The sequence below is a fragment of the Chitinibacter sp. SCUT-21 genome (genome assembly GCA_041874755.1).
Classification (GTDB): Bacteria; Pseudomonadota; Gammaproteobacteria; order Burkholderiales; family Chitinibacteraceae; genus Chitinibacter.
In genome coordinates, this window is sequence record CP102611.1 from 2137335 (window position 1) to 2151978 (window position 14644).

Sequence of the window (14644 nt, forward strand, 5' to 3'; positions counted from 1 at the left end):
ATTAAGCATAGGCGATGGTTTGAACTAGTTCAAAGCCGCATTATTGAATGGGGAAAATGATCTTGTTTGACTGCGCGAAGAATCAAGACACCGCCGAAATAGGACATGTATTTCGGCGGCTATACTTTAGGCGGGAATCGTTTCGATATGATGGCAAGCAATCATGCGATTGGCCAGTGGGCGCAATTGCGGTACTTCGGCTTTACAGCGCTCGTTTGCGTACGGGCAGCGTGTGCTAAACGCGCAGCCGGTTGGCGGATTCAGTGGTGATGGCAATTCGCCGGTGAGTTTAATTTTGGCGCGCCGATCTTCCTGGCGAATCGCTGGTGTTGCCGACATTAAGGCGCGGGTGTACGGGTGTAGCGGCTGGGCAAAAATCGTCGCTTTATCGCCGTATTCAACGGTGCTGCCAAAGTACATCACCATCACATCGTCGGCGATGTGTTCAACCACGGCCAGATTATGGCTAACAAACACGTAGGCCGTTCCCAGCTCGTCTTGCAAATCCATAAACAGATTCAAAATCTGTGCTTGAATCGACACATCGAGCGCCGAAGTCGGCTCATCGGCAACCAAAATCGCTGGTTTGAGCATCATCGCGCGGGCAATCGCAATCCGTTGGCGCTGACCGCCGGAAAACATATGCGGATAGCGATGATAATGCTCAGGACGCAAACCGACGATTTTTAGCATCTCGCGCACGCGCGCTTCGCGTTGCTCGGCGTTTAAATCAGTGTTGAGCAACAGCGGCTCGGCGAGCATGGTGCCGATTTGTTTGCGCGGATTAAGGCTGGCGAATGGGTTTTGAAACACCATTTGCACTTTTGGGCGTAGCGATTTGAGCGTGGCTGAATCGGCTTTTGCTGTATCGACACCATCAATCAGTAAGTGACCAGCGCTAGGCTCTTCGATCAAAGTCAGCTGGCGCGCCAGCGTTGATTTACCACAGCCCGATTCGCCAACGACGGCCAGCGTTTTACCCGCAGCCAGTTTGAACGACACGTCGTTCAAGGCTTTGACCGTCGCGTGGCCTTTCAAAAAGCCTTTGCTCACGGCGTAATGGCGCGACAGCGATTGCGCCTCTAGGATGGTTTTTTCTGCTACTTGATTATTCATGAGTAGGTATCCCGTTGGCGTCCAATGGAGTAAAGCAACGTACGCTTGTACTGCCTATGGGTAATAGGGCGGGTTTGCTACTGCGACAGGTGTCGGTCGCGTAAGGACAACGTGGGCTGAGCAAGCATCCGTGTGGTCGATCGTATTGCCCTGGCACGACACCAGCCAGCGTCGACAGGCGACGCGCGCCTTTGCTGTGCTCAGGAATCGACGACAGCAGCGCTTGCGTGTACGGGTGGTGCGGGCGGGCAAACAGCTCGTCGGTATTGCTGCTTTCAACGACTTCACCGGCGTACATCACGACCACGCGCTGCGCAACTTCGGCGACGACAGCCAAATCGTGCGTAATCAAAATCAGCGCCATATCGTTCTGCTTTTGCAGATTGACGAGCAACTCCATGATCTGCGCCTGCACCGTTACGTCGAGCGCAGTGGTTGGCTCGTCGGCGATCAGTAGTTTGGGTTCACAGGCGATTGCCATCGCGATCATCACACGTTGACTCATCCCGCCCGACAGTTGGTGCGGATAAGCGTCGAGCCGTGATTTGGCATCTGGGATTTCAACTTGCTCAAGTAATTCCAGCGCGCGGCGTTTGAGTGCTGCGCCACGCAGGGGGGTATGCAGCCGCAGCGTTTCCATTAATTGGAACCCAACGGTATACGCTGGGTTTAAGCTGGTAAGGGCGTCTTGGAATATCATCGAAATATCACGGCCAATAATTTGGCGCTTTTGTGATGATTTCATCGTCAGTAAATCTTGGTCGTTAAACTGCAATTGATCGGCAGTTACGCGGCCCGGCGCATCAATCAGCCCCATCATCGCCAACATCGTCACCGACTTGCCCGAACCCGATTCGCCAACAATACCGACGACTTCACCGCGGTTCACGGTTAGATCAAGGCTAGAAACAGCGTGAAAAGGCTGGGCGCTATTGCCAAAGCTGACGTTTAAATTGCGAATATTTAATAAACTCATTTGTCAGTCACCCTTACGCCAGTTTCTTCAGTTTCGGGTCGAGCGCATCGCGCAAACCGTCACCCAACAGATTCAGTGCCACAACCGTCAATAGGATGGTGACACCCGGCATTGTCACGACCCACCATGCGCTGTCGATGTAATCACGCGCTGAGGCGAGCATCGTGCCCCATTCTGGCAGTGGTGGTTGTGCGCCTAGGCCCAAAAAGCCCAGTGCTGCGGCGTCCAAAATCGCCGACGAAAAGCCCAAGGTGCCTTGTACGATCAGCGGTGCCATGCAGTTTGGTAATACTGTGTTAAACATCAGACGCAATTTGCCTGCGCCGGCGAGGCGGCTGGCCACAACGTAGTCCTTATTCAGCTCCGTCATCGCTGAGGCGCGCGCCAAACGCACATACGATGGCAAGGAAACGATTGCGATCGCCAGTACGGTATTGAGCAGACCAGGACCTAAAACGGCAACAACTGCAACGGCGAGCAACAATGATGGTAGCGCCAACATAATGTCCATCAAGCGCATAATGCCGTTACCAAGCATTTTGGGATAAAACGCGGCTAGCAAGCCGAGCACAATGCCGGGCAACATCGATAGCGCGACAGACACCAAGCCGATCATCAAACTTAAACGTGCGCCGTGCATCAGGCGCGACAAAATATCGCGACCTAATTCGTCGGTACCCAGTACGTGATTCCACGTGCCGCCAGCAACCCACGCGGGAGGTGTCAGCAGCGCATCGCGGTATTGTTCAATAGGGGAGTGCGGCGCTAACCACGGCGCAAACAGCGCCGCGATCAGCAATAGACAGAAAAAGAACAGCGCAATCAGCGCGCCACGGTTGCTGCTAAATGATTGCCAAAACTCTTTCAGCGGCGATGGGTAGCTCATCGCGCCGCCGAGGTCTTGTTCGATTTTTTGGGTTTGCATGCTTGTACTCATCATTATCTCGCGTGGCGAATGCGGGGATTGATCACTCCGTACAGAATGTCGACCAGCAAGTTAACGGAAATCACCAAGGTGGCGATCAGCAAAATACCTCCTTGCACTACGGGGTAATCGCGACGAGAAATTGAATCGATCAGCCATTTACCAATGCCAGGCCAAGAAAAAATGGTTTCGGTTAAAACCGCCCCAGCCAGCAGCGTGCCGACTTGCAAACCAATCACTGTCACCACCGGCATCAAAGCATTGCGCAAGGCATGCACGATTACGATGCGGGTGCGACCCAAACCTTTGGCGCGAGCGGTGCGGATATAGTCTTCGCGCAATACTTCGAGCATGGCCGAGCGCGTCATCCGCGCAATCACCGCCATTGGGATTGTTCCGAGTACCACGGCAGGCAGCACCAGATGATGTAGCGCAGATTTGAAGGCGCCTTCTTCACCCGAAAGCAGCGTATCGATCAGCATAAAGCCAGTAACGGGCGGGATATCGTATTCAAGCGCGATGCGGCCCGATACTGGCGTCCAGCCCAAATGGACCGAGAACAGCATAATCAGAATCAAGCCCCACCAAAAAATCGGCATGGAATAACCCGTCAGCGCACCACCCATCGTCACGTGGTCAACCACGGTGCCGCGGCGTGTTGCAGCCAACATGCCTGCGGGTAAGCCGAGTAAACAGGCAAAGACCATTGCACAGAATGACAGCTCTACGGTCGCAGGAAAAAGCGTGAGGAATTCTTTGAGTACTGGTTCGTGCGTGACGATGGATTGGCCAAAATCGCCTTGCAATAAATTAAGCAAGTAATGGCCGTATTGCACATACAGCGGTTGATCCAAGCCCAAGCGCTTAATCGCAGCTTGATAAAATTCAGGGTCAATCTGGCGCTCGCCCATCATGACTGAGATTGGGTCGCCAGGAATCATATGAATCAGCGCAAACGCCAGCAGCGTCACGCCGAGAAAAGTCGGTATTACGACCGCAATGCGGCGCAATATAAAGTTAAACATGAATCAACTCCCCCGAGTTGTTGGCGGTAGTGGCGACGATTTGGTTGCTTGTGCCCGCGTGTTGAAGTAAAGCATGGCCAGTCACTGACGTAGGAGATTGACGTGAGACTGTGTACTTAGCGGTTGACTTGCTGCGAACGTTGCTCGCTTTGCCTTTGGGCGCTAGTTGGACTAATTGTCACCAGCCTAACAAGCGATTGACAAACAAAATTCGTCCCTGCGCAGTTTGATTTGTTATTTGTAATCGTAGGTCTGCGACCAGTACAGTGTTATTCGGATTTTCCCGTATCAGTTGCTTTTTCCCCTCATTTTTAGACGACGTTGATTCTAAACGCATAAAAATAGTTGATAAAAAACAATGTGTTGTAATTATGAAACGCAGTGTGTATTCATGTTTTGCAATGTGATATACGGTAATATTGATGCAGTGTACTGATTTCTAATGGGTTTTTGTTTTGTGTTTGTAGTTTTATTACGCAATTGGCATGTGGCTACTGGCGATTACCCTAATGTGACAATCGTGTTTCGCAATGGAAAAATGCAACTCAGAGATGTGAATAATGCCGCTCTGGCTTGTGTAAATTTTAATTAATGAGAGATGTGATTATGCGTATGAAACCTATGATCGGCTTTTTGGCTGCGGCTTTGGTGGCTGGTGCTGCACACGCTGAAGTTAGCGTAAGCGGTGCTATTGGCTTTGAATCTGGCTACAACACAAACAGTGATACAGGTGTTGTTTACCTGCTAGATAACGGTTCGCACATCAGCTTTAAAGGTAAAGACAAACTTGATGGTGGCGCGACATTAAGCTGGGAAGTATCTTCATGGTTGGGCGTGAGCGATGATGGCTCATTCGGTAGCCGTAAAGCCTACATCCGCTACGGTACTGAACTGGGTTCGTTCACATTTGGTCGTGATGATTCTGTAATGCGCATGGCAACGTCTAAATACGATATTTTCGAAGGCTACACGTCTTTGGGTAATATCTTAGAGCGTGGTGCAACTAGCCGTCCAACGAACCAAATCAAATACGTTTCACCACGTATGGGTGGTTTGGCAGTCGCTGCTGCAACCATCATCAACTCATCTAAAAATGGCGAGCCAAAAGAAGGCTACGCAGCTGGCGTTGATTACAAATTCAACGACGCTTTGAACTTCGATGTGGCTTACAGCGTTGACGTGAACCTGCAAGCTAAAGACGCATTCGTGGGCAAAAAACGTGAAACCATCGCCGCTGGCGTCAACGGTGAATTCGCTGATGGCTTCTCATACGGTCTGCGTTACTCAGATTACAGCAACCGCGCAACTTACAGCGCTGCGGATGTTGATTCATGGGCGGCGGGCGCAACTTTGGCGTACGCATCGGGTAAAAACGCATTCCGCGTAGGCTACACTTACGCTTCAGGCGACTCGTCTAAAGACGGCGTTGAAGGCCAATTGGCAATCGTAGGCTATACCTACAATTTGTCTAAACAGTCTTACATCTACACTGAATTGTCTAGCTTCATCAACGGCGACAACCGTCAGTCGTTCGGCGAAGCCGGTCCAAGCAAAGAGCCAGCATTGGGTGATAGCTCAACGACGCTAGCGGTTGGTATGGTAACTAGTTTCTAATCTTGGCTGTTTAAACGGCTAAATTAGAAAGGGTCATTCATGCCCCAAGAGGGCATGGATGATTGTAAGCTAGGGTATTCCCATATAGCCATTTGTTTTTGCTGTTTGTATGGTCATACCTCTGCGCAAAATAATTTGCTCATCAATGAGAGGCGAAAATGAACTGGACTATCAAATCAATTACTTTGGCAGTGGCCCTTGCTGTTGGTGGCACTGCATTTGCTGCCAACGTACCAAAAGGCGTGCAACTGCACCCAGTACAAGAATTAACGCGCACGAATGGTTCTGAGCCAGAAACGCTCGATCCAGCCAATGTTGAAACCGTTCCTGCAGCGAATATCGCGATTGATCTGTTTGAAGGTCTGACGGCGATTGATGCATCAGGCAAAGTTGTGCCAGGCGTGGCAGAAAGCTGGAAACGTGTTGATGACACGACTTGGACTTTCAAAATCCGCAAAGACGCGAAATTTAGCAATGGCCAAGCCATTACTGCGGATGATTTTGTCTATTCATTCCGCCGCTTTATCGATCCAAAACAAGCATCCAACTACAGCACTGCATTTGGTATTTTCTTTGTCAACGGCAAAGAAGCAGCCGAAGGCAAAATGCCAACCGACAAGTTGGGCGTGCGTGCAGTAGATAAAACTACTTTTGAAGTTAAAACCAATGGTCCAGTGGCATTCTTGCCAGAACTATTGGCAAACCCAAACTTTGCGCCAGTACACCGCGCAACAGTGGAAAAATTCGGTAAAGACTGGGTAAAACCAGGCAACCTCGTTGGTAACGGCGCTTATGTGCTGAAAGAATGGAAAGTGAACAGCAAACTGGTTGCGGAAAAGAACCCGAACTACTGGAACGCTAAAAACATTCCAATTACCAAAGTAAGCTACTTGCCGATTGAATCGCAAGATGCAGCGCAAAAACTCTACCTGTCTGGCGAAGCTGACTGGACTTTAGAAATCACGCCAAACAGCTATACCAAACTGAAGGCAGAAATGCCAAAAGATTTGCGCAATTCACTCGGTCTTGGTATTCGCTACTACAGCTTGAATAACCAAGACCCATTGCTCAAAGACGTGCGCGTTCGTAAAGCGTTGAACTTGGTTCTGGATCGCGATTTGCTGGCGAATAAAGTCACTGCTGATGGCCAACCACCTGCGTACAGCGTGATGGTGAATGGCGTGGCTGGTGCGAAACCTGTTCCGTACGAATGGGCAAAATGGCCAATGGCAAAACGCGTTGATGAAGCGAAAAAATTGCTGGCTGCTGCGGGTGTAAAACCTGGCACCAAGCTCAATTTCGTTTACAACACTAGCGAATACCATAAAAAAATGGCGATCTGGGCCGCTTCTGAGTGGAAATCTAAACTCGGTTTAGATACTCAAATGGAAAACCTGGAATTCAAAGTGTTGGTGAAAAAACGTCACGATGGCGACTACCAAATTGCGCGTAACGGCTGGGTTGCTGATTACAACGACGCAACGTCATTCACTACGTTGATCGAGTGTGGCTCTGATCAGAACGACAACAAAAACTGCAACCAAAAAGCGCAGGAGTTGTTTAAGCAAGCAGCAGCAACAACTGATCAAGCTAAGCGTAGCCAATTGCTGACCGAAGGTACGCGTTTGGTGATGGAAGATTACCCAATTATTCCATTGCTGCAATACACCTACCCACGTTTGGTGAAACCGTATGTGGGTGGTTATGATCAGAAGAACGTGACTGAGCGTCGCCGTACGCAAGATCACTACATCATCAAGCACTAAGCTCGGTTATTTGGTTTACCCAAGCCCCGGCCACTATAGTGGCTGGGGCTTGTTTTTATCTGCGCCTCTGATTGATGCTGTTCGGGATACTACTTAGGAGTATTCCCCAATCGGAAACGTCACAATTTGCTCGGGGGTATATACCCTGTAGTGTTTTGTCTTAAATGCGCAGAAAAAATGTCGACTTTTACCGAAGTTTTAATCCTGCGCAAAGTAAATAGTTGCACTAAATAGTACAAAGTAAATGAGGCTTGGTGATCCATTACAGCCTGCCAAGTTTCAGTAACTGCTTTCGTGCCATAGAGTAATCAGGCCCACTTCAACCAGTGTTTGCCTTTTTTCGGAGTATCCCTATGTGGTCCTATGCGCTACGTCGCTTGTTGGCGACGATCCCGACCATGCTGGCGGTGATTACCGTCTGTTATTTGCTGCTACACGCAACTCCCGGTGGTCCATTTGATACCGAGCGTAAGATTTCTGAAGCGGTGTTGGCCAATTTGAACGCCAAATACCACTTGGATTTGCCCTTGTGGCAACAGTATTTGTACTACCTCAAAGGCCTGCTACAAGGCGATTTGGGCGCGTCATTCCGCTACGCCGACTGGTCGGTAAATGAACTTGTTGCTGCAGCCTTGCCAGTATCGTTGGCCATTGGTGGCATCGCGATGGCCTTGGCCCTGCTAATCGGCACTGTGTTGGGTATTACCGCGGCTCTGCGCCAAAACAGCATTATCGATTACTTCGTGATGTTCCTCGGTAACTTGGGTAGTGCAGTGCCATCGTTTGTAATCGGTCCGGTCTTGGTGCTGGTATTCGGTGTGTGGCTGCATTGGTTGCCTGCGGGTGGTTGGCAGCACTTTGAAGTGCAATACATGATCTTGCCGATCGCTTTGCTCACCGTCATTAATATGGCCACGATTGGCCGCGTGATGCGCGGCAGCTTGATCGAGGTGCTCAATAGTAACTTTATCCGCACCGCGCGCGCCAAAGGCTTGCCAACGCGCACCGTGATTTTGCGCCACGCGCTCAAACCTGCGATGTTGCCTGTGGTTTCAGTGATGGGCCCGCTAACGATTTCGTCGATAGCCTCTGCGGTGGTGACTGAGACTGTGTTCTCGCTGCCAGGCTTGGGTAAATTGATCGTCAACGGCGCATCGAACCGTGACTACACCTTGGTGCTGGGCTTAGTCGTGCTCGTTACCGTGTTTGCAGTATTGCTCAATCTGATCGTCGATCTGATTTATGCAATGCTCGATCCGAAAATCCGCTACTAAGGGCTGGCCGTATGTTAATGAATAAAAATAAAGAGATTTTGGAAGCTGCCGCCGACGTCATGGCGGCGCCGCAGATCGCTAGCCGTAGCCCATGGGCCGATGCACGCCGCCGCTTTTTGCGCAATAAAGCAGCCGTGCTCAGTTTGGTGCTACTGTCTTTGATTACCTTGGCCTGTGTGATCGGCCCGATGATCTTGCCGCATGAATACGATGCGACCGATTGGGACGCGATGGGCATTGCGCCGACGCTGCAAAATTGGCACTTATTCGGGACCGATGAAATGGGGCGTGATTTGCTGGTACGTACCCTGATGGGTGGCCGCGTTTCGCTCTTTGTGGGTTTGATGGCGACTTTGGCATCGGTCACGCTCGGTATTTTGTGGGGCGCAACGGCCGGTTTTCTTGGCGGTAAAGTCGACAGCTTTATGATGCGTATCGTCGACATGATGTACGCCGTGCCTTATCTGTTGATCGCGATTTTGATGGTGACTTTGCTCGGTCGCGAGTTCTATCTGGTCGTTCTGACGATTACCGTATTTAGTTGGATGGATATGGCCCGTGTAGTGCGCGGTCAAACGCTGTCGCTGAAATCCAAAGAGTTTATCGAAGCCGCGCGCTGTATCGGCGTACCGACGTATAAATTGATTTTGCGCCATATCGTGCCGAACTTGCTGGGTATTGTCGTGATCTACACGACGATTACCGTGCCCGGCGTGATTTTGACTGAATCGGTCTTGTCGTTCTTGGGCCTTGGCGTGCAAGAGCCAATGACGAGCTGGGGCGTGTTGATTCACGACGGCGCTGCGGTCATGGAAAACACGCCGTGGATGCTGCTGTTTCCGGGTGTGATGCTCAGCTTAACGCTGTACTGCGCGAACTATATTGGCGACGGTATGCGCGATGCGCTTGACCCGAAAGATCGTTAAGGAAAGACCATGACTTTATTATCTGTAAATAATCTAGGCGTGGACTTTGGCACGCACGATGGTGTGGTCAGCGCAGTGAACGGCGTGTCTTTCGAGCTTGATCGCGGCCAGACCTTGGGTATCGTTGGCGAATCAGGTTCAGGTAAAAGCCAGACTGTATTGGCGATGATGGGTTTGTTGGCCAAAAACGGTAAACCAAGCGGCGAAGTGCTATTCGAAGGCAAAAACCTGCTGACGATGCCAACGCGTGATTTAAACCGCATTCGCGGTAATCGCGTCGCGATGATTTTCCAGGACCCGATGACCTCGCTCAACCCGTATCTGACGGTTGAACGTCAGATGACCGAGGTGTTGGAGCTACACAAAAACATGACGCGCCGCGCGGCCAAAACACGCGCGATTGAATTGCTCGAAGCGGTGAAAATCCCTGAAGCTGCGCGCCGAGTTGATATGTATCCGCACGAGTTTTCGGGCGGTATGCGTCAGCGTGTGATGATCGCGATGGCGTTGTTGTGTGAGCCTGAAGTATTGATTGCGGATGAGCCAACGACGGCGCTCGACGTGACCGTTCAAGCGCAGATCATTAGCCTGATGCGCGATTTGCAGCGCGATTTTGGCACCGCGATTGTGATGATTACGCACGATTTAGGTGTTGTCGCTGGTTTGTGCGATCGCGTGATGGTGATGTACGGCGGCCGCGTGATGGAGCAAGGCACGGCTGATCAAGTGTTCTACCAGCCAAGTCATCCGTACACCGTCGGTTTGCTGGGCGCTTTGCCGCGACTGGACCACGATGGTGATAAGCTGGTGTCAATTCCGGGCAACCCGCCGAATATGGCCCACATGCCGAAAGGCTGTGCCTTTAGCGAACGCTGTACTTTGGTTGGCGCACAATGCCATGACGAGCGACCAAGCCTGATCCAATTACCAAACGGTGTACAGCGCGCCTGCCATAAATCACTGGAAGAAGTGGTCCAGCTAAAGGAGTTAAGCCATGTCCGCTGAACGCAAGCCTATTCTGTCGATTCGTGATTTAAAAGTTCACTTTAGAGTAAAAAGCGATAAAGGCTTTTTCCAACCAACGCGCACGCTGAAAGCCGTGGATGGTGTGTCCTTTGATTTGCACGAAGGCGAAACGCTCGGCATCGTCGGTGAATCGGGCTGTGGTAAATCGACTTTATCGCGCGGTATTTTAAATTTAATTCCCGCCACCAGCGGCAGCATTGTGTGGATGGGCAAAGAGCTGAACCAAGCCAGCGCCAAAGAATGGCAAGCCGTGCGCCGCGAAGTGCAAATGATCTTCCAAGACCCGCTCGCCTCGCTCGACCCGCGGATGACGGTGGCGCAAATTATCGCCGAGCCGCTGCACACGCATTACCCTGAACTCGGTAAAGAAGAAGTGATGAGCCGCGTGCGCGCGATGATGAAGCGCGTCGGCTTGACCGAGCAGCAAATCAACCGTTATCCGCACGAATTCTCAGGTGGCCAGTGCCAGCGTATCGGTATTGCGCGTGCGCTGATTTTGCAACCGAAGTTGATTATTTGTGACGAGCCAGTATCGGCGCTCGATGTATCGATTCAGGCGCAGATCATCAACTTGCTCAAAGAATTGCAGCAAGAAATGGGCTTGGCGCTGATCTTTATCGCGCACGATCTGGCCGTGGTGAAGCATATTTCTGATCGCATTTTGGTGATGTATTTGGGCCGCGAAATGGAGTTGGCTGAAAAACACGCCTTGTACGATCATCCGCGCCACCCGTACACCAAGGCGCTGTTGTCGGCGATTCCGATTCCCGATCCAGAATTGGAGCGCAGCAAGGTGATCCAAATTCTGCACGGCGATCTGCCTTCGCCGATCAACCCGCCAAGCGGCTGCGTCTTCCGCACACGCTGCCCACGTGCGCAAACGATCTGCAGCGAGCAAGTGCCACAACTGCGCGTTGTAGACGATAGATCCCAAGTCAGCTGCTTGATTTCTGACTAATAAAAAAGGACGCTAAGGCGTCCTTTTTTATAGGTATAGCTTTGTAGCTAATATCAGATATGGCCTGTAGGTATATACCTTAGCTTAATGCTTTGCTTAGTGCCGCGACCGAGGCTGAATCAGGCAGGTGAGCCAATGAACCTAAAAACGCTTGGCGAATATTGTCACTTCTTTGCGTGAGTACTTCTTCGCTGACAGCCAATTGGTCAGCGAGGTGCTTAAGTTGTGCTTTTTCTTCCGCGCTATAGTTGCCGTCGGCAAAAGCGCAGGCCAGACATAAATCGATGACCAGTTCACGATCGGCGGGTGCTGGTAAATGGCTGGGGTCAAATGGTGCAGGCTGGGCTGGATCAAATGTGCCTAGCTCGGGAGCGCTGCTCCAGAATTCGGCAATCAGGGCAGTTTCTGCAGGATGCAGGCCGTGAAGACGTGCGACGCTGAGCATGGCGTAACAAGCTTGGCGAATTTGTTCGGCATTTAAAGGATCGATTTGAGCGTTTTGCATAATGGGTTTCCTAATTCAGTAGCGTACTAAGTTGGGATAATTCAGCGCGAAGTTCAGTTAAATCAGCCGATTTCATCGTTGTCGGCAACCACGAGCGGCGCGAGCTTTCAAAGACAGCCAAGAGCTCCATCATGCGTATCATTTGCGCATTATTGGGGCGAATAAAATCATTCGCCGCTTGCTGCAATAATGGCGTGCTCAGTGTCACTGGCTGGGTTTCAAACAGCGACGCCGCGAGCAAAACGACGGCTTCTAAATCGGCATTAGAGTAATTGGCAATGCTCTCGCCCAGCTCATCGAGCGAGCCGGCACTTGCATCAAAAGCAATGGCGTGGCGTTTAAGCAGTGACTGTAAAATCAGGCTGCGCTCGGCGACGGTTTGTGCATAAAAAAACGGAATTTTCACGTCCAACCGACCCGGGCGTTTAATATCACCGTCCAATTTATCGGGGCGATTGGTCATTAAAATTGTCAGCACATTGCCGCGATTGTCGGTGTCCGACATAAACGTTTTCAAGCGGGCAATCACGCGCGAGCTGGTGCCGCCATCGTTGTCTTCGCTGCGCGAACCAAAGCTGCGATCACCTTCATCAATAATCAAGGCCACAGGCCCCATGACTTTGAGTAGCGATAAAACACGTTCGAGGTTGGTTTCGGTGGCGCCAACCCATTGTGAGCGGAAGTTTTTCAGCATAACGCCAGTTAAACCCGCCGATTTCAAAAAGGCGTTGATAACAAAGGTTTTACCCGAGCCCATCGGCCCAACTGCCAACACGCCCATCGGCGCACGCTGTAAATCATTGGCGCGTAGCGTTTGGGCAATACGCATTAGCTCATCGCGAATGGCTTGATTGCCGCCAACTACGCTTAGATCATGCTTGGGCTGAATAATTTCGATCAGTCCGGCGCATTCTTTTTCTAAAATTTCACGCTTTCTTTGCTGGATGATGGTTAAAAACGCATCTTCTTGCTGTGGTGAACTTTGCTGCGGCGCGATCAGTTTTTGAATCGCTTGTGGGCTCATCCCTGCCGTGACTTTGGTGTACGTTTGCGCTCGCGCTTCGGCATCGGCTGAATCTTTGAGTAGATTCAGAATCAGCGCGTAACGCTCTTGCTCAGCCAAGGTGTTAGTTTGTGCGCCTTGGCTGACTATGCTGCCAATTTGCACCAAGCGCAGCCCTGCGGTATGCGCCGCAATGCGGCTAATTTCATCGCTACTCATGCCAGCCGCTTGGACGGACAAGGCTTGCTGGCGCAAGGAAAGGTTGGGGAGTGCAATATCGATCGCGACGATGCGCGGATTGCTGAGCAAAGCTGGCGCGAGAGTCGATAAAGATTCGGCAACTAAAATCACAATCGAATCGGCCGCATCTAATTCGGCAGCCAATGACCAGCGATGCAAGGTGGTAATGGCCCCGCGTTCGTCGAACGATAGGGCATGCGTTTCGGCGGCTGGGAATATGGTTTCGGCGTACGGTACGATTAGGCCGATATTGGCGTTTTGGGCTTGCATTTGATTTTCAAGATAATCAAATGCACCCATAAGCGAGCGATCGTCACCGCTAGGGGGCTTTATGCTGGGTGCTGCGCGTACCGTGCGGATGCCTTGGGCTAGCGTTAACTCGAAAACGCCCGCTTTTTTTTGTAGCAACTGATCGAGCACTTGCTGCATTTGGCACAGCTGATTGCCTAGCAAATATTGGTCAAACACATTGCCGTGCAGAATAAAAACGCTGGCTTCACCGGCTTGGTAACGCTCGCGGATTTCTGTGGCCCAGTCGGGTAAGGTTTGCTTGTCCATGTGTTTTTGGCTTACAGCGTTTTATTACTGCTGGCTTGGCTATTGCCTGCGCGAGCTTGCTTTAGCTGATCCAATTTGGCGCGCGCGTTAATGCTGCCGCTGGTTTGGCGTAGCTTGGCCAATTGTGTGTCCAGATCAGATTCTTTTAACTCATCGCCTAATTTTGCGCGCGCAACGGTATTGTTGATGTGCTCGCGTACATTATCCAAGGCGCGTACTTCGGCATCGATCGAGAGGCCTTCGAGTTGATCTTGAATTTGAATACGCGCTTGAGCGCTTTGAAATTTCGCCAGCATCGCATCGCGTTCGGCATTCAGTTTTTGGATTTCAGCCTTCATGCTATTGAGCGAAGCCTTGGCCTCATCGGCATCTTTTTGCGCTTCGGCCAAATCCGCGCTGAGCGCTTGAATAGATGCTTCAAGCGCTTCTTTTTTCTGAATCAAGATCATCGCCAGTTCATCTTGGTTGGTCGCGAGCGCAGCTTCCAAATCCGCAGCAACCTGCGTGAGCTCGCGCTGTGCTTTGTTTAAATTAGCATCAATGGTTTCGCGGCGGCGAATGACAGCGGCGGTGACGTCTTTTAGGCGAGAGTGTTGGCTCATCATCGCGTCAATGCGATTTTGATACGCAATTTCTGGGTGCTGCTTTTCTACATCGGTAATCCATAGCGACATAAAACCACGAAATAAATTGGCCAGTCGCGCCGCTAATTTGATGTCAGACATAATCAAC

General features: G+C 51.1%; 13 protein-coding genes. 6 read left to right on the forward strand and 7 right to left on the reverse strand.

Annotation, left to right across the window (positions count from 1 at the left end; genetic code table 11):
- Positions 1–126: 126 nt before the first annotated feature.
- From NT239_09990 to NT239_10005, 4 genes are read right to left on the reverse strand one after another with little or no spacing between them, the layout of a single operon-like run.
- On the reverse strand, positions 127–1116 hold the full coding sequence (locus tag NT239_09990) for an ABC transporter ATP-binding protein (GenBank protein XGA70121.1): 990 nt from the start codon (positions 1114–1116) through the stop codon (positions 127–129).
- A complete protein-coding gene (locus tag NT239_09995) occupies positions 1109–2092 on the reverse strand; it encodes an ATP-binding cassette domain-containing protein (GenBank protein XGA70122.1) in 984 nt (327 codons plus the stop codon). The genes NT239_09990 and NT239_09995 overlap by 8 nt, the downstream gene beginning before the upstream one ends.
- A 13-nt stretch (positions 2093–2105) precedes the next feature.
- Positions 2106–3017 carry an ABC transporter permease subunit gene (locus NT239_10000; protein XGA70123.1) on the reverse strand — a complete coding sequence of 304 codons (912 nt, stop codon included), beginning with the start codon at positions 3015–3017 and terminating at the stop codon, positions 2106–2108.
- A 14-nt stretch (positions 3018–3031) separates the two neighbouring features.
- Positions 3032–4042 (reverse strand): ABC transporter permease subunit, encoded by a 1011-nt coding sequence (locus NT239_10005; protein ID XGA70124.1) that lies wholly within the window; start codon positions 4040–4042, stop codon positions 3032–3034.
- Positions 4043–4648: 606 nt separating this feature from the next.
- On the opposite strand from NT239_10005, the gene NT239_10010 reads away from it, so the two are divergent.
- From NT239_10010 to oppF, 6 genes are all read left to right on the forward strand, one after another.
- On the forward strand, positions 4649–5656 hold the full coding sequence (locus NT239_10010; GenBank protein XGA70125.1) for a porin: 1008 nt from the start codon (positions 4649–4651) through the stop codon (positions 5654–5656).
- 158 nt (positions 5657–5814) lie between these two features.
- Positions 5815–7422: a peptide ABC transporter substrate-binding protein gene (locus tag NT239_10015; protein XGA70126.1), complete on the forward strand. Its 1608-nt coding sequence runs from the start codon at positions 5815–5817 to the stop codon at positions 7420–7422.
- Between the two features lie 353 nt (positions 7423–7775).
- Positions 7776–8696, forward strand: a complete 921-nt coding sequence (gene oppB / locus NT239_10020; protein ID XGA70127.1) for an oligopeptide ABC transporter permease OppB — start codon at positions 7776–7778, stop codon at positions 8694–8696.
- Between the two features lie 11 nt (positions 8697–8707).
- Entirely contained in the window at positions 8708–9622 is a 915-nt protein-coding gene (locus NT239_10025) for an ABC transporter permease subunit (protein XGA70128.1), read from the forward strand.
- Between the two features lie 9 nt (positions 9623–9631).
- Positions 9632–10627, forward strand: coding sequence for an ATP-binding cassette domain-containing protein (locus NT239_10030; GenBank protein ID XGA70129.1), 996 nt, complete (start codon positions 9632–9634; stop codon positions 10625–10627).
- A complete protein-coding gene (oppF, locus tag NT239_10035; protein ID XGA70130.1) occupies positions 10617–11606 on the forward strand; it encodes a murein tripeptide/oligopeptide ABC transporter ATP binding protein OppF in 990 nt (329 codons plus the stop codon). The genes NT239_10030 and oppF overlap by 11 nt, the downstream gene beginning before the upstream one ends.
- A gap of 79 nt (positions 11607–11685) precedes the next feature.
- Here the strand turns inward: oppF and NT239_10040 are convergent, their stop codons facing one another.
- The 3 genes from NT239_10040 to NT239_10050 are packed head-to-tail and all read right to left on the reverse strand — an operon-like array spanning position 11686 to position 14637.
- The gene (locus tag NT239_10040; GenBank protein XGA70131.1) at positions 11686–12111 is read right to left on the reverse strand and encodes a hypothetical protein; all 426 of its coding nucleotides are present in this window, start codon (positions 12109–12111) and stop codon (positions 11686–11688) included.
- A 10-nt stretch (positions 12112–12121) separates the two neighbouring features.
- Positions 12122–13912, reverse strand: coding sequence for an AAA family ATPase (locus NT239_10045; protein ID XGA70132.1), 1791 nt, complete (start codon positions 13910–13912; stop codon positions 12122–12124).
- A gap of 11 nt (positions 13913–13923) precedes the next feature.
- Positions 13924–14637, reverse strand: a complete 714-nt coding sequence (locus NT239_10050; GenBank protein ID XGA70133.1) for a PspA/IM30 family protein — start codon at positions 14635–14637, stop codon at positions 13924–13926.
- Positions 14638–14644 lie beyond the last annotated feature (7 nt).

Bases quoted from the DNA above. Each gene is read 5' to 3' on its own strand.
- NT239_09990 (XGA70121.1), bottom strand. From the start codon at position 1,116: ATGAATAATCAAGTAGCAGAAAAAACCATCCTAGAGGCGCAATCGCTG.
- NT239_09995 (XGA70122.1), bottom strand. From the start codon at position 2,092: ATGAGTTTATTAAATATTCGCAATTTAAACGTCAGCTTTGGCAATAGC.
- NT239_10000 (XGA70123.1), bottom strand. From the start codon at position 3,017: ATGCAAACCCAAAAAATCGAACAAGACCTCGGCGGCGCGATGAGCTAC.
- NT239_10005 (XGA70124.1), bottom strand. From the start codon at position 4,042: ATGTTTAACTTTATATTGCGCCGCATTGCGGTCGTAATACCGACTTTT.
- NT239_10010 (XGA70125.1), top strand. From the start codon at position 4,649: ATGCGTATGAAACCTATGATCGGCTTTTTGGCTGCGGCTTTGGTGGCT.
- NT239_10015 (XGA70126.1), top strand. From the start codon at position 5,815: ATGAACTGGACTATCAAATCAATTACTTTGGCAGTGGCCCTTGCTGTT.
- oppB (XGA70127.1), top strand. From the start codon at position 7,776: ATGTGGTCCTATGCGCTACGTCGCTTGTTGGCGACGATCCCGACCATG.
- NT239_10025 (XGA70128.1), top strand. From the start codon at position 8,708: ATGTTAATGAATAAAAATAAAGAGATTTTGGAAGCTGCCGCCGACGTC.
- NT239_10030 (XGA70129.1), top strand. From the start codon at position 9,632: ATGACTTTATTATCTGTAAATAATCTAGGCGTGGACTTTGGCACGCAC.
- oppF (XGA70130.1), top strand. From the start codon at position 10,617: ATGTCCGCTGAACGCAAGCCTATTCTGTCGATTCGTGATTTAAAAGTT.
- NT239_10040 (XGA70131.1), bottom strand. From the start codon at position 12,111: ATGCAAAACGCTCAAATCGATCCTTTAAATGCCGAACAAATTCGCCAA.
- NT239_10045 (XGA70132.1), bottom strand. From the start codon at position 13,912: ATGGACAAGCAAACCTTACCCGACTGGGCCACAGAAATCCGCGAGCGT.
- NT239_10050 (XGA70133.1), bottom strand. From the start codon at position 14,637: ATGTCTGACATCAAATTAGCGGCGCGACTGGCCAATTTATTTCGTGGT.